This is a genomic window from Pseudomonas sp. GZD-209 (genome assembly GCF_049310485.1).
GTDB classification, from domain to species: Bacteria; Pseudomonadota; Gammaproteobacteria; order Pseudomonadales; family Pseudomonadaceae; genus Aquipseudomonas; species Aquipseudomonas sichuanensis.
Genome location: NZ_JBMOWQ010000230.1, coordinates 24,004 through 42,929 on the forward strand (window position 1 = coordinate 24,004; position 18,926 = coordinate 42,929).

Sequence of the window (18,926 nt, forward strand, 5' to 3'; positions counted from 1 at the left end):
ATCGCGGGGGTGATTAGCTCAGCCGGGAGAGCATCTGCCTTACAAGCAGAGGGTCGGCGGTTCGATCCCGTCATCACCCACCACTTCCTGAGAATGTTCCTGGTACAGGGTGCTTCTAACGAAGCTGAATGTCAGAGAGGAACAGGACGCAAGTCCACACTGCGCGGCGGTAGTTCAGTCGGTTAGAATACCGGCCTGTCACGCCGGGGGTCGCGGGTTCGAGTCCCGTCCGCCGCGCCATTTTTCAGTATCAGATGGGTGCCTGGCACCGGTCTGAAGTCGAAGGCAAATATGCCTGAGGCTGATCCCAGTTTCAATCAGGTGCAAACCTGAACGATACGCAGCGGTAGTTCAGTCGGTTAGAATACCGGCCTGTCACGCCGGGGGTCGCGGGTTCGAGTCCCGTCCGCTGCGCCATCTTGTGTTTTGAACTCCTTGAACAGTTCGAAGCAAAACAAAAAAGGCGATCTCGCATCGCTTTTTTTGTGCCTGGCTTTCGCGTCCTAGATGCTTGAAAGCCTGGATCCCAGTTTCAATCGGGTGCAAGCCCGAGCGATACGCAGCGGTAGTTCAGTCGGTTAGAATACCGGCCTGTCACGCCGGGGGTCGCGGGTTCGAGTCCCGTCCGCTGCGCCATCTTCAGTTCTGAGCCCCTTGAACAGCTCGGAACAACAAAAAAGCGACCTTAGGGTCGCTTTTTTCATTTCTGGCGGTCGGCAGGTTGCCTGTTTCAGAGCCTGAAATTACCGATCAACCCTTTCAGCTCAGCGCCCACCCGCTCAAGTTCCATAGACGCCTCCTCGATTTGCCGGCTGGCATAGAGTGAGTGGCCGGCGACATCGCGCACCCGCTCCACATTACGGCGAATGGTCACTACGACCGTACTTTGCTGCTCGGTACTGGCGGCAATCTGCTGGTTCATGCCTTGGATATCATCAACGCTGGTCGTGATGACCTGCAGGGCCTCGCTCGCCTGATTGGCAAGCTCAACGGTGCTGCTGGCCACGCGGCGGTTGCCTTGCAGGCATTCCACCGCCTGGCGGGCACCGTCCTGCAGGCGGGTAACCAGTGTTTCGATTTCGGCAGTGGAGCGCTGGGTACGCAGGGCGAGACCGCGCACTTCGTCGGCCACCACCGCGAAGCCGTGCCCGGCTTCGCCAGCGCGGGCGGCCTCGATGGCTGCGTTCAGGGCCAGCAGGTTGGTCTGCTCGGCCACCGAGCGGATAACCGCCATGATGCAGCTGATCTGCTCGGCAGAGGTGCACAGCTGTTGCACGGCCTCGGTGCTGCTGCTGATGTCACTGGCCAGCTGGGCAACCTGGCGCTGGGTATCGCAGACCACCTGCTGGCTGAGTTCGGCCTTGTCAGTGGCCTGGCGGGTTGCCTCGCTGGCCAGCGAACTGTTGTGCGCCACCTCCTGCACGGCGCAGGCCATCTGGCTCATCGCCGCCGCCACCTGACGGGTTTCGCTCTGCTGGCTGGCGGCGCCGCTGCTGGTGCGTTCGATCACGCAAGCCAGGGCCGTCGAGGCCTGAGAAAGCTGCCCGCAGGCCTGGCCGATCCGGCGCAATATACCGCGCAGATTGGCGCTGCTGCGCTCAAGGGCCTGGAGCAGTTGGCCGAACTCATCGCGGCGTGGGCCAAGGTCACTGGCGCTCAGGTCGCCTTCGCCAATGCGCCGGGCCATGTCCAGGGCCTGTTGCAGGGGGGAGCAGATCTGCCGGATCAGCAACCAGGCTACCAGGCAGGCCAGCAGCAGGGTGCCGCAGAACACGGCGAGCATGAGGCGCCGGCGCTGGCTGAGCTCGGCGGCACTGACCTGGTTCTGCTGGGTGATCAGCTGGTTGATGTGTTCGATGGCCGCAAGCACTTGCGTGGTGAGCTGTTTGCCCGTGGGGCCGGACAGTGTCTCGGTACCTGCCTCGAGGCTGTGCTGCAGATTGCTCATGTAGTTGCCCATGATCTTGCGTGTGGCGCCAAGATGGGCCTGCGCCTGGGGGGCGGGCATCTGCGTCAGATTTTCGTCGATCAGCCCGTTCACTTTTCGGTAGGCCTGGTGCAGGTTTTCCAGCTCTGCATGTTCACCGTTCAGCGCATAGGCCATCTGTGTCGCGCGGATGTCGTTGAGGTTGTCGAGAATGTAGTTGACCGAGACCAGGCGTTCAGCCCGATGGGTCAGGGTGCCGAGGGTGAAGATCGCGGTCAGCACGAGGAGGGCCGCCAGCAAGACCAGTGGGGAGAGGCTAAGCAAGAGTTTCAGGCGGACCGGCAGATTCTTCATCAGCGATTTCCTTGGGCATTCGAACGGGCGAATGAGTCTAGCGAGGGAATTTCCTTGTCTGGTTAGGAGGTTCTTGCGACTGGTGTACGAAAAATCGCTAATGATCGCGAGAAGGTTCCCGGTGCTTTGGCCGGCGTTCTCCAGGCCTTTACATGAACCTTGCACAATGTTGGCCCTTTCAAGGTTTCGGTGACTTGTGGATGTGTTGCACAATAGGCACCGTTCGATTTACCCGGAATTCACGATGTCCAGATCATCCGTCTACGGTGCGCTCGGGCTGGCCCTTGTGCTGGCGGGCGTATCCGGTTGCTCCTCGAAGAAGGCTACCGTGTACGAGCACGAGAACTTCGACGACTCGGGCACCTTCTCACGCAGTTTCCCGGTCAGCGAAGCGGGCTCCTGCGAAGCTGCCCGGCGTGCGCTGCTCAGCCAGGGCTACATCATCACCAGCAGCGATGCCAACCAGGTGGCCGGCAACAAGAGTTTTCAGCAGAGCGCCGAAAACCACATGCAGATCAGCTTCAACATCACCTGCGTGCCGGACATGAGCGACAAGCAGCGTTCGACCATGTTCGCCAACGCCCTGCAGGACCGCTACACCCTGAAAAAATCCAACACCTCTGCCAGCCTGGGCGTCGGGGTGCTGGGCTCGGTGTCGATGCCGATCGGCTCCAGCGACGACTCGATGGTCAAGGTCGCCAGCGAGACAGTGGCCGCGCCACAGTTCTACGAGCGGTATTTCGCCTTGGTGGAGGGCTACCTGCCGAAGCCGAAAAAGGTGAAGAAGGCCGATACTCCTGCTGAGCCGCCGAAAGTGGAGCAACCAGCGCCGGCCTTGGGGCTGCCCGAGCCTGCGCCAACCCCGCTGACACCTGCCCAGCCAGATGCGGCGCCGCTGGCGGCAAGCGCCCCGGTGGCCGTGCCTGCCGCAGCCCAGGCCAGCGCGCCTGTCGCGCCTGAGCCGGCCCCCGCCGTGCCCGTTCACGAAGCGCCGGCAGCCCCGGTGGTGGATGACAGCCACGGTTCGCAACCGGTTGCACCGCCCGTCGAGGCGGCCCCGATCCAGGCCCAGCAACAGCCTGCGCAGAGCGAAGCGGCACCGGCTTCGCCGTGAGCTGTCGCTAACTTCCCACAGGCCTGCTACGTTTACCGTTCATGGGGCTGTAATGGTTCCGTCATCCGAAGCGCTTAGGGTGGCGGTGGAACCCATGAATGAAGAACGAGGAAGCAGGCAGATGGACGACTACCAGGAAGAATTGCTCGAATTCCAGGCTTATGAACTGGATGTGCCAGAGCCGGCGGACGACGCCACCGAGCTCTAACCCACCTGCCGCTGATGGCGGCGAAACTCCCCCGGCGTTACGCCCGTCCAGCGCTTGAATGCGCGCTGGAAGGCCTCGGCCGATGCAAACCCCAGCAGATAGGCGATTTCGCCGAAGGCCAGCTCCGTGTCGCGGATGTAGGTCTCGGCCAGGTCGCGGCGTGTGTCGTTGAGCAGGTTGCGATAGCGCGTGCCTTCTTCAGCGAGTTTGCGCCGCAGGGTCCAGGTGGGCATCTGCAGGTGCTGCGCCACTTCCTCCAGATCCGGTTCGCGGCCGCCATTGAGTAGCGGCCCCAGCAAGTGGGTGATGCGTTCGCCCAGGCTGCGTACCCGGGTGCGCTGGGCCAGCTCCGTTTCGCACAGCTGCAACAAGTGCTGCCAGGTGCTCGGGCAGTGTTGCGGGTTGGCCAGGGCCAGGGTGGCCTGGCCCAGGCGCAACTGGTTGGCCGCGGCGCCAAACTGCACGGTGGTGCTGCACAGGCGCTGGTATTGATCGGCATAAGCCGGCGCTTCGAACTCGATCTCCAGCCGCTCGGCCTGGATCGGCCTGCCGGCCAGGCTTGACAGCTGCGCCAGCCAGCCGCCGAGCAGCGAGTCGACCACGAAGCGGTTGTAGGCGTTGTACGGGCTGATGGAGTAGAAGCGCAGCCAGGCGCCTTGCGGGTCTTGGTGAAAGCTCGACTGGCCACGGTAGTTGGCGGCATACAGCGGTTCGAAGCGCAGCAGCGTGCGTGCGGCCTCGCCGAGGGTCGGTGCCTGGGCAGCGGTGACGCCGGCCAACCCGGCCTGGGCCAGGCGGCTGAGCTGGCCCATGTGCAAACCCAGGGCAGGCTCAGCGCTCAAGGCGATGGCGGCGTGGCCCAGGTGCATGTAGCGCGGGATCGACAGGCGCGCCCCGGGTTCGGCCAGGCGCCGATTATCCAGCCCATAACGCAGCAGCAGGGGCTGCGGATCGTGGCCGAGCTGGCCGAGCGCTTCGGCCAGGGGCTGGACGAAGCCTACCGACAACTCACCCAGGCGCACGCGCTGACGGGGCATGGCGTTACAGCCACAGGTTCAGCAGGCGGGCGCCCTGGCTGGCGCTGCCCGCCCACAAGGTGCCGGCCTCGCTGGCAAAGCCCTGGCCGCCACCGCTCTGCTCCCAGAACTGCCCGCGCATGAACACGCTCATGCTGGCGGCGCCGTCGCTGGCCGTCTGGGTCAGCCGTTGCCAGGCCTCCTGCTCGCTGACCTCGCCACGCTGCAACGGCAATTCGGCCGCCGCGGCCTGGTGGCGGTTGCCGCGCCAGGGCAGTTGCCAGCGCTGCTTGCCACTGAGAAACACCGGGTTGGCGATCAACTGTACCGACTGCCCGGCCAGCAGCCGGTAGTTGTCCGGGTACCAGCTGTCACTGCCGACCAGCACGCCCAGGCGCCCGGCGGGCGTCTGCAGCACTTGCAGCGGCTGCTGGCGGCCATGGTGGATGTAACGGCGGGTTTCGCTGTCCGGGTAGCGCTGGTATTGCGGTTGCCCCAGCACGCTGCCGTCAGCGGCGAACACCAGGCTGCTGTTGAACAGCGGGCCGCTGCCGGCATGCAGCACGCCGTTCTTCACATAAGGGGCGGGCAAGACGATCGAACCGGCCACCAGGGTGACCCCGAACTCCCGCGCCAGGCCGCCGAACAGCTGCTGGTAGTCGGCGGCCATCTGCGCGGCCTTCATGCGCAGGCGCGCATCGCTGCGCCGGTCGTCGCCGCTGGCCGACAGCATCGCCAGGCCGTAGCGCAGCGGGTTGCTCAACTCCAGCCATTGCCAGGCCTCGCGGTCGCGGGTGGCCTGGTACAGCTCGTTCTTCTCGCCGCGGGCCCACAGCCAGGTGCCGATATGTTCGGGCAGCACCACCACGGTACGGGCATTCACTAGGCCCTGGTCGCGGGCCTGTTGCAGGTACGCCGACAGCTTGCGGTGCAGGCGCGCAAGGTTCTGGTAATCGCCTGGGTACAGCAGCGGCTCCACACCCAGGAGGTTGCCGTGCTCGCCCGGCACCCCCTGGTTGAGCGCCAGCTCGATACGCAGGTCGGACAGGTAGTGGCCTTCCGGTCGTTGCAGGGTCCAGAAGCCATAGCCGCAAAGGCCGGCGATGATGACCAGCGCCAGGGCGCCGGCTAGCAGTTTTCGCATGGAGCGGTTCAGCGCAGTGGGGAAAGAGGAGGTTAGGGTAAGCCTGCTGTGCAGCAGGATCAATAAGTTGTCAGTTTCGATCATTGAGCGCATTCAAACGCCTGTTTAATGTCGGCCACAGACAAACGACGGGGCCCGCCTTCGAGGTTCCCGCATTCCGTGATCACGCCACCTGTGGAGCTTATCCATGGCCAACACCCCTTATCCGCACCTGCTGGCCCCGCTCGACCTGGGCTTCACCACCTTGCGCAACCGTACGCTGATGGGCTCGATGCACACCGGCCTCGAAGAGCGCCCAGGCGGCTTCGAGCGCATGGCGGCCTACTTCGCCGAGCGTGCCCGCGGTGGCGTCGGCCTGATGGTCACCGGCGGCATCGCCCCCAACGACGAGGGCGGGGTGTATTCCGGCGCGGCCAAGCTGAGCACCGAAGCCGAGGCCGACAAGCACCGGATCGTCACCGAGGCCGTGCATGCAGCCGGTGGCAAGATCTGCCTGCAGATCCTTCACGCCGGCCGCTATGCCTACAGCCCCAAGCAGGTGGCGCCCAGTGCCATCCAGGCGCCGATCAACCCGTTCAAGCCCAAGGAGCTGGACGAGGAGGGCATCGAGAAGCAGATCGCCGACTTCGTCACCTGTGCAAGCCTGGCCCAGCGCGCCGGCTATGACGGCGTCGAAATCATGGGTTCGGAAGGCTACTTCATCAACCAGTTCCTGGCGGCCCACACCAACCACCGCAGCGACCGCTGGGGCGGCAGCTACGAGAACCGCATGCGCCTGGCGGTGGAGATCGTGCGCCGGGTCCGCGAGGCGGTAGGGCCGAACTTCATCATCATCTTCCGCCTGTCGATGCTCGACCTGATCGAGGGCGGCAGCAACTGGGAAGAGATCGTGCTGCTGGCCAAGGCCATCGAGCAGGCCGGCGCCACCCTGATCAACACCGGCATCGGCTGGCACGAGGCGCGCATCCCGACCATCGCCACCAAAGTGCCGCGCGCGGCATTCAGCAAGGTCACCGCCAAGCTGCGCGGCGCGGTGAGCATTCCGCTGATCACCACCAACCGCATCAACACCCCTGAGGTTGCCGAGGCCGTGCTGGCCGAAGGCGATGCCGACATGGTGTCGATGGCCCGGCCGTTCCTGGCCGACCCGGACTTCGTCAACAAGGCCGCCCAAGGCCGCGGCGACGAGATCAACACCTGCATCGGCTGCAACCAGGCCTGCCTGGACCACACCTTCGGCGGCAAACTGACCAGTTGCCTGGTCAACCCGCGTGCGTGCCACGAGACCGAACTCAACTACCTGCCAGTGCTCAACGTCAAGCGCATCGCCGTGGTCGGCGCCGGCCCTGCGGGCCTGGCTGCCGCCACCGTGGCTGCCGAGCGTGGCCACCAGGTGACCCTGTTCGATGCCGCCAGTGAAATCGGCGGGCAGTTCAATGTGGCCAAGCGTGTGCCGGGCAAGGAGGAGTTCTTCGAGACCCTGCGCTACTTCCGTAACAAGGTGAAGAGCACCGGCGTCGACCTGCGGCTCGATACGCGGGTCGATGTGGCGGCGCTGGTCGAGGGCGGTTTCGACGAAATCATCCTGGCCACCGGCATCGCACCGCGCACCCCGGCCATCCCTGGCATCGACAACGCCAAGGTGCTCAGTTACCTGGACGTGCTGCTGGAGCGCAAGCCGGTGGGCGAGCGGGTGGCGGTGATCGGCGCCGGCGGCATTGGTTTCGATGTGTCCGAGTACCTGGTGCACAAGGGCGTGGCCACCAGCCAGGACCGCGAGGCGTTCTGGAAGGAGTGGGGCATCGACGGCCAGTTGCAGGCCCGTGGCGGCGTGGCCGGTATCAAGGCCGAACCGCATGCCCCGGCGCGTCAGGTGTACCTGCTGCAGCGCAAGAAAACCAAGGTCGGTGACGGCCTGGGCAAGACCACCGGCTGGATCCACCGCACGGGGCTGAAGAACAAGCAGGTGCAGATGCTCAACAGCGTCGAGTACCTGAGCGTGGACGATGCCGGCTTGCATGTGCGCGTCGGTGAAGGCGAGCCGCAGTTGCTGGCGGTGGACAATATCGTCGTCTGCGCAGGGCAAGACCCGCTGCGCGAGTTGCATGAAGGGTTGTTGGCAGCGGGGCAGTCGGTGCACCTGATCGGTGGCGCGGACGTGGCTGCCGAGCTGGATGCCAAGCGCGCGATCAACCAGGGGTCGAGGTTGGCCGCCGAGCTCTGATCCATCGCAATCGCGGGGCCAGCCCGCTCCCGCGGGCTATCGTGGGAGCGGGCTTGCCCCGCGATGCGTTTGTCCGGGCTACTGATAAACTCGCGCCATGCCCGAATTCTCCCTGCCCCAAGCCCCCCTGCAACGCCTCGACCTGCCCTGGCTCCAGCATGCAGGTCTGGAGGCCGCCGTCCTGCGCCTTGACCTGATCGACCCCCTGATCAGCGGCAACAAATGGTTCAAGCTGCGCCACCACCTGCTCGAAGCCCGGCAAGCCGGATCACCGGGCCTGATCAGCCTGGGCGGCAACCACTCCAACCACCTGCATGCCCTGGCCGCTGCCGGCAAACGCTTCGGCTTCGCCACCGCCGGGCTGCTGCGTGGCCATGAGCAGGACACGCCGACCGTGCGCGACCTTCGGGCGCTGGGCATGCAGTTGCACTGGCTGGGTTACGCAGGTTACCGAGACCGGCACCAGGCGGGTTTCTGGCAGCCCTGGCAGGCCCGTTATCCAGGCTGGCACTGCATCCCCGAAGGCGGCGGCGGCCCCGCCGGTGCCCAGGGCTGCGCGCTGATCGTCGAGCAGTGCCGGGCACAACTGGCCGCGCTGGGTTGGCAGGATTACGACGCCTGGTGGCTGGCCGCCGGTACCGGCACCACCCTGGCGGGGCTGGTGCTGGCGGAGCAGGGCAGGCATGCGGTGCATGGCGCCCTGGCCGTGCCCCTGGATCATGGCGTGCCGCAAACCGTGGCGGCCCTGGCGGGTCCGTACGGATACACGCTGCATGAAGCCAGCCGTGGCGGCTTTGCCCGGATCGACGACGAGCTGCTGGCGTTCGTCGCCGATAGCGAACGGCAGGCGGGCATACCGCTGGAAGCCTTGTACACCGGCAAGGCGCTGCTGGCCCTGCGTGACCAGGTGGCGGCCGGGCGCTTCAGGCCCGGCACCCGCCTGGTATTCCTGCACAGCGGTGGCCTGCAGGGGCGACGCGGTTACTTGTAGGGCAGCATGCGCAGCAGGGTGTTGTCGCGGCGCACGTAGTGGTGATACAGCCCGGCCAGCGCGTGCAGGCCGATCAGCCAGTAGCCCCAGCTGCCGATGCGTTCATGCCAGCCTTTGATGAACTTGGCCAGGTCCGGGTCCGGCGCGACGATGGCCGGCAGCTCCAGGCCATAGAAGGGGATCGGCTTGTCGGCGGCGCTGAGGATCGCCCAGCCGGCCAGCGGCAGGCCGATCATCATCAGGTACAGCAGCAGGTGCACCAGGTGCGACAACCCGGTCTGCCAGGCCGGTGGCTTGGGCACGATCGCTGGGGTGGGGCGCGACAGGCGCAGGGCCAGGCGCAGCCACACCAGCACGAACACACTCAGGCCAAGCATGAAGTGCAGGTCCTTCATCACATCGCGTTCGGCGCTGCCCTTGGGGAACAGGCCGCGCAGCTCGATGCAGGCGTAGACGGCGGCCAGCAGTACCAGCATCAGCCAGTGCAGGGTGATCGACAGCCGCGAGTAATGGGCTGCGGGGGTGGATGAAACCATGGTGGATCCTCGTCATCAGGTCTGGAGGGGCGCTCTTGATTGGCGCCTGCCCTCAACTTTAATCGCTGGCGTGAAAAACGGCTTGCTTCAGATCTATCAAGCGCAGCCGACATAGCGAACCAGGCGGTGGCCATGGGCCTGCGCCTGTTTTCTATCGCACAAGGATGATGTGTTCAATGAAACCCCTGATTACCGCCCCTCGGGCGGCGCTGTTCGCTTCCCTTTCCCTGCTGCTTGCCGGTTGTGAGCAAGCCCCGCCCGTCAAGACGCCGCCGGTTGCTCAGATGACCATTCCGCTGTGCGTCAACGACCAGTGCGCGGTACTGGATCAAAATGGCGCCTTCCGCGTTGGCCCCGACAACGACTACGACCTGATCTACACCCAGCCCTTCACCAATGCCTTCATCTTCGGCAAAGGCGACTACTGGAACCTGGCCAGTGGCGACGGCAAGCAGGTGCTGCGCGCCGAGCTCACCGATGAGGTCTTCCCCTTGACGCCGGGCCTGTTCGGCTTCGTGCGCGATGGCAAGTCCGGGGTGATGGACGAGCAGGGCAAGGAAGTCCTGCCGGCCGCGTTCGATAGCATCTATGTCGGTGGCGAGAATGACTTCATCGTCGTTGAGCTGGATGAGCGGCGCGGCATCCTTACGCCAAAGGGCGAGAAGGTCAGCGAAGCGGTGTTCGACTCGATGTACGTGCGCGACGATTTCGCCAAACGCGGCAACTGGGTGCTCGCCCAGAAAGGCAGTGAAAACTGGGGCTACAACCTGCAGACCAAGGTGCTGCGCAAGCTTGATTTCGACACCATTACCAGCGCGGCGGATGGTTTCCTGGTGGTCTCCCGCGAAGGGCAAACCGGTGTCGGCCTGGCCAATGCCGCAGGCGATCTGGTGATCCCGCTCGGTAAATACTGGATGGGCACCCCGGGCGCTGGCCTGGTGGGTTATCGCGATGGTTACGACAAACCCTGTGGTTACCTCGACTACCAAGGCAAGGTGATCATCGAGGCGCAATACCAGAGCTGCGAAACCTTCGGCAAGACCGGCGCCATGGTGCAGGTGCCACGCACCGAGGAAGATCGTGGCAAGGCCGGCATGATCGGCCACGACGGCAAGTGGCTGATCCAGCCCGAATACGATTCGGTCGGTGACGCAGGCCTGGGCCTGATGGGCATGAGCGGCCATCGCCCGGGCTTCAACCATATCGGCAAGCTGCAGAATGCCTTCCTGGCGACCTACGGCACCATCGACCTGGACCAGGGCAAAGTGCTGGTCCAGCCCACCTACCAGCAGATCGGCGTGATCACCCCCAAGCGCTTTGCCTTCACCGAACTGAAGTCGCCGCGCAAGACCGTGACGTTCCTCGGCATGCCGAGCGAGACCGCCACCGTGGGCCTGATGGACGAGCAGGGCAAGGTGCTGATCAAGCCTGAGCAGTTCGTGATGCTCAAGCTGTCGGCGGGCGGGCATTACCTGGTGGCTTCCGAGGGCAGCACTTCGGACGCTTCGCGGGCGCTGTACGACCTCGACGGCAAGCTGCTGGTGCCGGCCAAATGGCAAGACCTGCAGGTTGACGAAGCAAAGGGTGCGATCTTCGGCTACCGGGTCGAGGGCAATGGCGACGACGCCGTGCGAACCCTGCGTGCCCTGTACCGCCTGGACGGCACCGTGGTGTTCGACACCAACCGTCTGCCGTGCGGTGCGGAGCAGGTAGTGGATGGCAAAGGCAAGGTGCTGTGGCCGCAGGATGCCCAGGCACATTGCCCGGCGCCTGAGCCTGTGGCCGAGGCTTCCTGATCTTCCCTCGCGCCTGCCGGGCCTCTTCACGGGTTAGCCGCTGAAGGGGCCTGGGCTCATCACCCAGGCAGGTGTGGCCAGCTATCGGCCACCAGGAATACCCGCTCGACCTCTTCCCAGGCCCCGTCTGCCTGCTGCGCCATTCTGGCCAGCAGTTGCGCGGGTGCGTGGGCATCCAGCTCCCCCAGCCACGCCTGGAATTGCGCTGCACTCAAACAGTCACCTGGCGCCAGGCGTGCCGGTGCCAGCCAGGCATTGCGGGGCAGGGGCTGCCAGCGCTGCGCCGGGTCGTTGGCCCAGTCTCGCCGATGCAGCCAGCCGCCGCGCAGGTGTTCGGGGTTGCTGCCGGTGGGCGGTCGGGCTGCCGGGCCTGCCAAGGGATAGAACAGATAACCGCCCAGCCACAGGTGTGCCTGCAGCTTGTCCACGCCCAGCGCGTCGAGCACCTGACGACTGTGCGGGCCACTCGACATGGGCAACTGGTGGTGCGCCAGGTGCGCCAGTTTCTGTCCCAGCCGGTCATGACAGCCAGGCCCAAGCCAGTCGGCCGGATCGCTGCCCTCACCCGTACTGGGCCCCAGGTAAAGCTTGATTGCCAGCTCCAGGTGATGATCGCCTTCGCGGTCGCGCAGCAGGATGTCCAGCTCGCCGAGGGTGTGCCCGCCATCGCGGATCGCCAGGTTGGCCGCCAGCAGCTCGATGCCCGGCGCCTGGCGCAAGGCGAACTGCCACAGCGCTTCGTAGTACAGCCCCAGCCGACGGCTGCTCAGGCGTGCCAGCCCTTCGAGCAACGGCGCCGGGGCCTGGTCGAGTGCGCGCAGACAGTCGGCCAGGCGCGCCGGGTCGTCGGCCCAGGCGCTGGCGTGGAGCGGGTGGCGCTGTGGCTGCGGGGTGTCTTGCAGCAGGGGCGGCGACAGGATCGTCCAGGCCAGGTCGCGCACCGCGGGGTGGCGCAACTGGCGGGGCAGGGGGGCGAGGTCGGCGAAGGGCATCATCCCGCGAGCATAGCCGGTTTGCCGCTGCCCGGTGCTTTCGCCCATAATCCCGGCATAGTCACCCCGCCGCAGAGCCTTGCAGGAGCACCATGGAGCAATTTCGCAATATCGGTATCATCGGACGCCTTGGCAGCTCCCAGGTGCTCGACACCATTCGCCGACTGAAAAAATTCCTCCTCGAGCGCCACCTGCACGTGATCCTCGAGGACACCATCGCCGAAGTGCTGCCCGGCCACGGCCTGCAAACCTCCACCCGCAAGCTGCTGGGCGAGGTGTGCGACCTGGTCATCGTGGTCGGTGGCGACGGCAGCCTGCTTGGTGCCGCCCGCGCCCTGGCCCGGCACAACATCCCGGTGCTGGGCATCAACCGCGGCAACCTGGGTTTCCTCACCGATATCCGCCCAGATGAGCTGGAGCAGAAAGTCGCCGAAGTGCTCGACGGCCACTACCTGGTAGAGAACCGCTTCCTGCTGCAGGCCGAGGTACGCCGCCACCACGAGGCCATCGGCCAGGGCGATGCGCTCAACGACGTGGTGCTGCACCCGGGCAAATCGACGCGGATGATCGAGTTCGAGATCTACATCGACGGCCAGTTCGTCTGCAGCCAGAAGGCCGACGGCCTAATCGTCGCCACCCCCACCGGTTCCACGGCCTATGCGCTGTCCGCCGGCGGGCCGATCATGCACCCCAAGCTCGACGCCATCGTCATCGTGCCGATGTACCCGCACACGCTGTCGGGCCGGCCGATCGTGGTGGATGGCAACAGCGAGCTGAAGATCGTGGTGTCCAACGACCTGCAGATCTACCCGCAGGTCTCCTGTGATGGCCAGAACCACTTCACCTGCGCCCCCGGCGACACCATCACGGTGAGCAAGAAGCCGCAGAAGCTGCGCCTGATCCATCCGCTCGACCACAACTACTACGAGGTCTGCCGCACCAAGCTTGGCTGGGGCAGCCGCCTGGGGGGCAGGGACGACTGATGCTCGATCCGGCGCGCAGTTTCGACATCATCGGTGACGTGCACGGTTGTGCGCTCACCCTCGAGCGCCTGCTCGACGCCCTCGGTTACAAACGCATCGGCGGTGTCTGGCGGCACCCACGGCGCCAGGCGCTGTTCCTCGGCGATATCGTCGACCGCGGCCCGCGCATTCGCGAAGCGCTGCACATCGTCCACGACATGGTCGAGGCCGGCCAGGCCTTCTGCATCATGGGCAACCACGAATACAACGCCCTGGGCTGGGTCACGCCGGCCCTGCCGGGCAGTGGCAAGGCCTACGTGCGCGAGCACACGCCACGGCATGCCCGGCTGATCGACGAAACCCTCACCCAGTTCGCCCAGCACCCCGGCGACTGGCATGACTTCATCCAGTGGTTCTACGAGCTGCCGCTGTTCGTCGACGCCGGGCGTTTCCGCCTGGTGCACGCCTGCTGGGACCCGCAGTTGATCGAACCGCTGCGTAAGCAGTACCCCAACGGCTGCATCGACGAGCACTTCGTGCAGGCCTCGGCAGTGTCCGGCAGCTTCGCCGCTACCGTGTGCAATCGCCTGCTGCGCGGCACCGACATGCGCCTGCCGGACGGCCTGACGCTGACTGGCGGCGATGGCCTGACCCGCGCCTTCTTCCGCACCAAGTTCTGGGAAGAGGACCCGCAGACCTACGGCGATATCGTCTTCCAGCCCGACGCGTTGCCCGATGAGGTGGCGCGTGCGCCGCTCAGCCATCACCAGAAGAACGCCCTGTTGCGCTACACCGAGGATGAACCGCTGCTGTTCGTTGGCCACTACTGGCGCAGCGGCCGCCCGGCGCCGATCCGCGGCAACCTGGCCTGCCTGGACTACAGTGCCGTGCTGTACGGCAAGCTGGCCGCGTACCGGCTGGATGACGAAACCCGCATCGACCCGCACAAGTTCGTCTGGGTCGACGTCGAACGCCCACAGGCCAATCAATGAACGTGATCGAAGTGCTGCGCCTGCCGCTGGCGGTCGACCTCAGCGGTTTCGTCGCCCTGCTGCGGCGCCTGCAGGTGCCGCACCGGGTGGTCGAGGAGGGCGGGGAGCAGGTGCTGTGGGTGCCGCCGGCCATTGCCGAGGATGTTCGCGAGCTGTACACGCGCTACCCCGACGGCAATGCCGACCTGCAAGCCATCCCGGAGCCTGCGCAAGGCAGCTTGCCTGCGCCTGCGCCCTCCTTGAAAGAACAGGCCATCGCCTGCAAGGTCACCGCCAGCGTGCTGTTCCTGTGCCTGGTGGTCGCCGGCCTGACCGGCCTGGGCGACAACCTGACCACCATCGCCTGGTTCACCTTCCTGCCGTTCCAGGTGCAGGGCGAATACCTGTATTTCACCCCGCTGCTGCAGGCACTCGGCGAAGGCCAGTGGTGGCGCCTGGTATCGCCCATGCTGCTGCACTTCGGCGTACTGCACCTGGCGATGAACGGGATGTGGTACTGGGAGCTGGGTAAACGCATCGAACTGCGCCAGGGCCCGTGGATGCTGCTGTCTTTGACCCTGTTGTTCAGCCTGGTGTCCAACCTGGCCCAGCACTTCACCAGCGGGCCGAGCCTGTTCGGTGGCTTGTCCGGCGTGCTGTACGGCTTGCTCGGGCATGTCTGGCTGTACCAGAAGCTGGCGCCCAACCCGCAGTTCAGCCTGCCCCGGGGCGTGCTGGCGATGATGCTGATCTGGCTGCTGGTGTGCCTGAGCGGTGTGGTCGGCCAGCTCGGCTTCGGCCAGATCGCCAATGCCGCCCATGTCGGCGGGTTGCTCATCGGTTGCCTGACCGGCCTCTTGGGTGGATGGCTCGCCCGGCGTAAACTGTCCGCCTGACTGAGGAGACACCATGTCCACGTTCGCGCAAATGATCGAAAACATCACCCCCGAGATCTACGAAAGCCTGAAAACGGCCGTCGAAATCGGCAAATGGTCCGATGGCCGCAAGCTCACCGCCGAGCAGAAAGAACTGTCGCTGCAGGCCGTGATCGCCTGGGAAATCCAGAACCTGCCCGAAGACCAGCGCACCGGCTACATGGGCCCGCAAGAGTGCGCATCGAAGTCCGCGCCGATCGCCAACATCCTGTTCAAGTCGGACTCGGTACATTGATCGAACTCGCTCGTGGCTCTTTGAGCAAGATGGCGGTGCGTCTGGAAGCACCGGTCGTTCAATACAGTTTCCGCCTGGACGACACCCAGGTGCCGGTGAACCCGCTGATCGGTCAGTCGATCCGCCTGGAGTACCTCGGCGCCATCCACTGCACCCACTGCGGCAAGCGCACCAAGACCAGCTTCAGCCAGGGTTACTGCTACCCCTGCATGACCAAGCTGGCTCAGTGCGACGTGTGCATCATGGCCCCGGAACGCTGCCACTACGACGCCGGCACCTGCCGTGAGCCGTCGTGGGGCGAGCAGTTCTGCATGACCGACCACGTGGTGTACCTGGCCAACTCGTCGGGCATCAAGGTCGGCATCACCCGTGCCACCCAGCTGCCCACCCGCTGGCTCGACCAGGGCGCCAGCCAGGCGCTGCCGATCATGCGCGTGGCCACCCGGCAACAGTCCGGGCTGGTCGAAGATATCCTGCGCAGCCAGGTGCCGGACCGCACCAACTGGCGTGCATTGCTCAAGGGCGATGCCGAGGTGCTCGACCTGGTGGCCATCCGCGAACAGATTTTCGACGCCTGCGCCGACGGTATCCGTGGGCTGCAGGAGCGCTTTGGCCTGCAGGCCATCCAGCCGCTGCCCGACGCCGAGGTGGTGCAGATGCGCTACCCGGTCGAGGCTTACCCGAAAAAGATCGTCAGCTTCAACCTCGACAAGGACCCGGTCGTGGAAGGCACGCTGCTGGGCATCAAGGGCCAGTACCTGATCTTCGACACCGGCGTGATCAACATTCGCAAGTACACGGCCTATCAACTGGCCGTGCTCCAGTAAAGGATCGTCACCATGCGTACCGAACAACCGCAAGTGATCTACCTCAAGGACTATCAGGCCCCCGAGTACCTGATCGACGAGACGCACCTGACCTTCGAGCTGTTCGAGGACCACACGCTGGTGCACGCGCAACTGGTCATGCACCGCAACCCCGCGCGTGGCGCGGGCTTGCCGCCACTGGTGCTCGACGGCCAGCAGCTGGAGTTGCTGCGCGCCTCGCTGGATGACCAGGAACTGCAAGCGGGCGACTACCAAGTCGACGACAGCAGCCTGACCCTGCAGCCGAAAACCGAGCGCTTCACCCTCGACACCAGCGTGAAGATCCACCCGGAAAGCAACACCGCGCTGGAAGGCCTGTACAAGTCCGGCAAGATGTTCTGCACCCAGTGCGAGGCCGAGGGCTTCCGCAAGATCACCTACTACCTCGACCGCCCGGACGTGATGAGCGTCTTCACCACCACGGTGATCGCCGAGCAGCATCGCTACCCGGTGCTGCTGTCCAACGGCAACCCGGTCGGCAGCGGACCGGCCGAAGACGGCCGCCACTGGGCCACCTGGGAAGACCCGTTCAAGAAGCCGGCGTACCTGTTCGCCCTGGTGGCGGGTGACTTGTGGTGTGTCGAGAGTGAATTCACCCGTCAGTCCGGCCGTGACGTGACCCTGCGTATCTATGTCGAGGAAGAGAACCTCGACAAGTGCGACCACGCCATGGTCAGCCTGAAGAAGTCCATGCGCTGGGACGAAGAGGTCTACGGCCGTGAATACGACCTGGACATCTTCATGATCGTCGCGGTCAACGACTTCAACATGGGCGCCATGGAAAACAAGGGCCTGAACATCTTCAACTCCAGCTGTGTGCTGGCCCGTGCCGAGACCGCCACCGACGCCGCCCACCAGCGCGTCGAAGGCGTGGTCGCCCACGAGTACTTCCACAACTGGTCGGGCAACCGCGTGACCTGCCGCGACTGGTTCCAGCTGTCGCTCAAGGAAGGCTTCACGGTGTACCGTGATGCCGAGTTCAGCGCCGACATGAACTCGCGCACGGTCAAGCGCATCGAGGACGTCGCCTACCTGCGCACCCATCAGTTCGCCGAAGACGCCGGCCCCATGGCCCACCCGATCCGCCCGGACAGCTTCATCGAGATCTCCAACTTCTACACCCTGACGGTGTACGAGAAGGGCGCCGAGGTGGTCGGCATGGTCCACACCCTGCTGGGGGCCGAGGGCTTCCGCAAAGGCAGCGACCTGTATTTCGAGCGCCATGACGGCCAGGCGGTGACCACCGACGACTTCATCAAGGCCATGGAAGACGCCAACGGCGTCGACCTGAGCCAGTTCAAGCGCTGGTACAGCCAGGCCGGCACCCCGCGCCTGGAAGTCAGCGAGGCTTACGATGCCGCTGCGCAGCGCTACAGCCTGACCTTCCGCCAGAGCTGCCCGCCGACCCCGGACAAGGTCGAGAAGTTGCCGTTCGTGATCCCGGTGGCACTGGGCCTGCTGGACGCCGAAGGCAATGACCTGCCGCTGCGCCTGGCCGGCGAAAGCGCCGCCAGCGGCACCAGCCGCGTGCTGTCGGTGACCGAAGCCGAGCAGACCTTCACCTTCGAAGGTATCGCCAGCCAGCCGCTGCCCTCGTTGCTGCGTGGCTTCAGCGCCCCGGTCAAGCTGAGCTTCCCCTACGACCGCGACCAGCTGATGTTCCTCATGCAGCACGACAGCGACGGCTTCAACCGCTGGGAAGCGGGGCAGCAGTTGGCGGTACAGGTGCTGCAGGAACTGATCGGCCAGCACCAGCGTGGCGAAGCGCTCACGCTTGATCAGCGCTTGATCAGCGCGCTGGGCACTGTGGTCGGCAATGAGTCGCTGGACCCTGCCATGGTCGCCGAGATGCTCTCGCTGCCGGGCGAGGCCTACCTCACCGAGATCAGCCAGGTGGCCGATGTGGACGCCATCCACGCTGCCCGCGAGTTTGCCCGCCAGCAGATCGCCGCGCAGTTGTTCGACGCCCTGTGGGCCCGTTACCAGGCCAACCGCGAAGTGTCGCGCAAGACCCCTTACGTCGCCTCTGCCGAGCACTTCGCGCGCCGCAGCCTGCAGAACATTGCGTTGTCGTACCTGATGTTGAGCGGCAAGCCGCAGGTTGTGGAAGCGACCCTGGAGCAGTTCGAACAGTGCGACAACATGACCGAGCGCCTCACCGCCCTGGCAGTGCTGGTCAACTCGCCGTTCGAGGCTGAGCGGGCCAAGGCCCTGGAAACCTTCGCCGAGCACTTCAAGGACAACCCGCTGGTCATGGACCAGTGGTTCAGCGTGCAGGCGGCAAGTGCCTTGCCGGGCGGGCTGGCGCGGGTCAAGGCGCTGATGCAGCACCCGGCCTTCACCCTGAAGAACCCGAACAAGGTGCGGGCACTGGTCGGTGCTTTCGCCGGGCAGAACCTGGTCAACTTCCATGCCGCTGACGGTTCGGGCTATCGCTTCCTGGCGGACCTGGTGATCGAACTCAATGCACTGAACCCGCAGATCGCTTCGCGCCAATTGGCGCCGCTGACCCGCTGGCGCAAGTATGACGATAAACGTCAGGCGTTGATGAAGGGTGAGCTGGAGCGGATTCTGGCTTCGGGCGCGCTGTCCAGTGATGTGTATGAGGTGGTGAGCAAGAGCCTGGCGTAATCCTGGTTCTGCTCTATCGGGGGG

The 18,926-nt window shown here is 65.2% G+C and carries 15 protein-coding genes and 4 tRNA genes; 14 read left to right on the plus strand and 5 right to left on the minus strand.

Annotated features, from left to right (window positions below; all coding sequences use genetic code 11):
* The first annotated feature begins 7 nt into the window (after nucleotides 1–7).
* The 4 genes from ACO6VM_RS23025 to ACO6VM_RS23040 all read left to right on the plus strand — a co-directional run bounded on the left by ACO6VM_RS23025 (nucleotide 8) and on the right by ACO6VM_RS23040 (nucleotide 636).
* Nucleotides 8–83 (plus strand) — tRNA-Val (locus ACO6VM_RS23025).
* An 80-nt stretch (nucleotides 84–163) separates the two neighbouring features.
* A tRNA-Asp gene (locus ACO6VM_RS23030) sits at nucleotides 164–240 on the plus strand.
* Nucleotides 241–340: 100 nt separating this feature from the next.
* Nucleotides 341–417 (plus strand) — tRNA-Asp (locus tag ACO6VM_RS23035).
* A gap of 142 nt (nucleotides 418–559) precedes the next feature.
* A tRNA-Asp gene (locus ACO6VM_RS23040) sits at nucleotides 560–636 on the plus strand.
* Between the two features lie 94 nt (nucleotides 637–730).
* Here ACO6VM_RS23040 and ACO6VM_RS23045 read toward each other — a convergent pair.
* The gene (locus ACO6VM_RS23045; RefSeq protein ID WP_422403858.1) at nucleotides 731–2,281 is read right to left on the minus strand and encodes a methyl-accepting chemotaxis protein; all 1,551 of its coding nucleotides are present in this window, start codon (nucleotides 2,279–2,281) and stop codon (nucleotides 731–733) included.
* Between the two features lie 244 nt (nucleotides 2,282–2,525).
* Here ACO6VM_RS23045 and ACO6VM_RS23050 point away from each other — a divergent pair, with 244 nt between their 5' ends.
* The gene (locus ACO6VM_RS23050; RefSeq protein WP_401056793.1) at nucleotides 2,526–3,395 is read left to right on the plus strand and encodes a DUF2242 domain-containing protein; all 870 of its coding nucleotides are present in this window, start codon (nucleotides 2,526–2,528) and stop codon (nucleotides 3,393–3,395) included.
* Nucleotides 3,396–3,599: 204 nt separating this feature from the next.
* Here ACO6VM_RS23050 and ACO6VM_RS23055 read toward each other — a convergent pair whose 3' ends face one another.
* Together ACO6VM_RS23055 and ACO6VM_RS23060 are read right to left on the minus strand one after the other, a co-directional pair.
* Nucleotides 3,600–4,640 (minus strand): AraC family transcriptional regulator, encoded by a 1,041-nt coding sequence (locus ACO6VM_RS23055; protein WP_422403859.1) that lies wholly within the window; start codon nucleotides 4,638–4,640, stop codon nucleotides 3,600–3,602.
* 4 nt (nucleotides 4,641–4,644) lie between these two features.
* Nucleotides 4,645–5,763, minus strand: a complete 1,119-nt coding sequence (locus tag ACO6VM_RS23060; RefSeq protein ID WP_401056795.1) for a nitrilase-related carbon-nitrogen hydrolase — start codon at nucleotides 5,761–5,763, stop codon at nucleotides 4,645–4,647.
* A 187-nt stretch (nucleotides 5,764–5,950) separates the two neighbouring features.
* Here ACO6VM_RS23060 and ACO6VM_RS23065 point away from each other — a divergent pair, with 187 nt between their 5' ends.
* Both ACO6VM_RS23065 and ACO6VM_RS23070 read left to right on the plus strand, forming a co-directional pair.
* Nucleotides 5,951–7,987 (plus strand): FAD-dependent oxidoreductase, encoded by a 2,037-nt coding sequence (locus ACO6VM_RS23065; RefSeq protein WP_422403860.1) that lies wholly within the window; start codon nucleotides 5,951–5,953, stop codon nucleotides 7,985–7,987.
* A gap of 97 nt (nucleotides 7,988–8,084) precedes the next feature.
* A complete protein-coding gene (locus tag ACO6VM_RS23070) occupies nucleotides 8,085–8,978 on the plus strand; it encodes a 1-aminocyclopropane-1-carboxylate deaminase/D-cysteine desulfhydrase (RefSeq protein WP_422403861.1) in 894 nt (297 codons plus the stop codon).
* Here the strand turns inward: ACO6VM_RS23070 and ACO6VM_RS23075 are convergent.
* A complete protein-coding gene (locus tag ACO6VM_RS23075; protein WP_110995853.1) occupies nucleotides 8,969–9,514 on the minus strand; it encodes a cytochrome b in 546 nt (181 codons plus the stop codon). The genes ACO6VM_RS23070 and ACO6VM_RS23075 overlap by 10 nt on opposite strands.
* A 176-nt stretch (nucleotides 9,515–9,690) precedes the next feature.
* Here ACO6VM_RS23075 and ACO6VM_RS23080 point away from each other — a divergent pair, with 176 nt between their 5' ends.
* Nucleotides 9,691–11,310 carry a WG repeat-containing protein gene (locus ACO6VM_RS23080; protein WP_422403862.1) on the plus strand — a complete coding sequence of 540 codons (1,620 nt, stop codon included), beginning with the start codon at nucleotides 9,691–9,693 and terminating at the stop codon, nucleotides 11,308–11,310.
* Nucleotides 11,311–11,369: 59 nt separating this feature from the next.
* Here ACO6VM_RS23080 and ACO6VM_RS23085 read toward each other — a convergent pair whose 3' ends face one another.
* Nucleotides 11,370–12,350, minus strand: a complete 981-nt coding sequence (locus ACO6VM_RS23085; protein WP_422403863.1) for a DUF1853 family protein — start codon at nucleotides 12,348–12,350, stop codon at nucleotides 11,370–11,372.
* Between the two features lie 44 nt (nucleotides 12,351–12,394).
* Between ACO6VM_RS23085 and ACO6VM_RS23090 the strand changes: the two genes are divergently transcribed.
* From ACO6VM_RS23090 to pepN, 6 genes are read left to right on the plus strand one after another with little or no spacing between them, the layout of a single operon-like run.
* Nucleotides 12,395–13,285: an NAD(+) kinase gene (locus ACO6VM_RS23090; protein WP_110995856.1), complete on the plus strand. Its 891-nt coding sequence runs from the start codon at nucleotides 12,395–12,397 to the stop codon at nucleotides 13,283–13,285.
* Complete coding sequence (locus ACO6VM_RS23095; protein ID WP_125463276.1) at nucleotides 13,285–14,256, plus strand: metallophosphoesterase; 972 nt, start codon at nucleotides 13,285–13,287, stop codon at nucleotides 14,254–14,256. Before ACO6VM_RS23090 ends, ACO6VM_RS23095 begins: the two co-directional genes overlap by 1 nt.
* Nucleotides 14,253–15,131, plus strand: a complete 879-nt coding sequence (locus ACO6VM_RS23100) for a rhomboid family intramembrane serine protease (protein WP_322359291.1) — start codon at nucleotides 14,253–14,255, stop codon at nucleotides 15,129–15,131. Before ACO6VM_RS23095 ends, ACO6VM_RS23100 begins: the two co-directional genes overlap by 4 nt.
* Before the next feature lie 13 nt (nucleotides 15,132–15,144).
* Nucleotides 15,145–15,405, plus strand: a complete 261-nt coding sequence (locus tag ACO6VM_RS23105) for a YeaC family protein (protein ID WP_110995859.1) — start codon at nucleotides 15,145–15,147, stop codon at nucleotides 15,403–15,405.
* Nucleotides 15,402–16,232 carry a DUF2797 domain-containing protein gene (locus tag ACO6VM_RS23110; protein ID WP_110995860.1) on the plus strand — a complete coding sequence of 277 codons (831 nt, stop codon included), beginning with the start codon at nucleotides 15,402–15,404 and terminating at the stop codon, nucleotides 16,230–16,232. The genes ACO6VM_RS23105 and ACO6VM_RS23110 overlap by 4 nt, the downstream gene beginning before the upstream one ends.
* A gap of 12 nt (nucleotides 16,233–16,244) precedes the next feature.
* On the plus strand, nucleotides 16,245–18,902 hold the full coding sequence (gene pepN / locus ACO6VM_RS23115; protein WP_422403864.1) for an aminopeptidase N: 2,658 nt from the start codon (nucleotides 16,245–16,247) through the stop codon (nucleotides 18,900–18,902).
* The last annotated feature ends 24 nt before the right edge of the window (nucleotides 18,903–18,926 follow it).

Excerpts from the sequence above, each read along its gene's own strand:
- ACO6VM_RS23045 (WP_422403858.1), bottom strand. The coding sequence starts at position 2,281 with ATGAAGAATCTGCCGGTCCGCCTGAAACTCTTGCTTAGCCTCTCCCCA.
- ACO6VM_RS23050 (WP_401056793.1), top strand. The coding sequence starts at position 2,526 with ATGTCCAGATCATCCGTCTACGGTGCGCTCGGGCTGGCCCTTGTGCTG.
- ACO6VM_RS23055 (WP_422403859.1), bottom strand. The coding sequence starts at position 4,640 with ATGCCCCGTCAGCGCGTGCGCCTGGGTGAGTTGTCGGTAGGCTTCGTC.
- ACO6VM_RS23060 (WP_401056795.1), bottom strand. The coding sequence starts at position 5,763 with ATGCGAAAACTGCTAGCCGGCGCCCTGGCGCTGGTCATCATCGCCGGC.
- ACO6VM_RS23065 (WP_422403860.1), top strand. The coding sequence starts at position 5,951 with ATGGCCAACACCCCTTATCCGCACCTGCTGGCCCCGCTCGACCTGGGC.
- ACO6VM_RS23070 (WP_422403861.1), top strand. The coding sequence starts at position 8,085 with ATGCCCGAATTCTCCCTGCCCCAAGCCCCCCTGCAACGCCTCGACCTG.
- ACO6VM_RS23075 (WP_110995853.1), bottom strand. The coding sequence starts at position 9,514 with ATGGTTTCATCCACCCCCGCAGCCCATTACTCGCGGCTGTCGATCACC.
- ACO6VM_RS23080 (WP_422403862.1), top strand. The coding sequence starts at position 9,691 with ATGAAACCCCTGATTACCGCCCCTCGGGCGGCGCTGTTCGCTTCCCTT.
- ACO6VM_RS23085 (WP_422403863.1), bottom strand. The coding sequence starts at position 12,350 with ATGGGCGAAAGCACCGGGCAGCGGCAAACCGGCTATGCTCGCGGGATG.
- ACO6VM_RS23090 (WP_110995856.1), top strand. The coding sequence starts at position 12,395 with ATGGAGCAATTTCGCAATATCGGTATCATCGGACGCCTTGGCAGCTCC.
- ACO6VM_RS23095 (WP_125463276.1), top strand. The coding sequence starts at position 13,285 with ATGCTCGATCCGGCGCGCAGTTTCGACATCATCGGTGACGTGCACGGT.
- ACO6VM_RS23100 (WP_322359291.1), top strand. The coding sequence starts at position 14,253 with ATGAACGTGATCGAAGTGCTGCGCCTGCCGCTGGCGGTCGACCTCAGC.
- ACO6VM_RS23105 (WP_110995859.1), top strand. The coding sequence starts at position 15,145 with ATGTCCACGTTCGCGCAAATGATCGAAAACATCACCCCCGAGATCTAC.
- pepN (WP_422403864.1), top strand. The coding sequence starts at position 16,245 with ATGCGTACCGAACAACCGCAAGTGATCTACCTCAAGGACTATCAGGCC.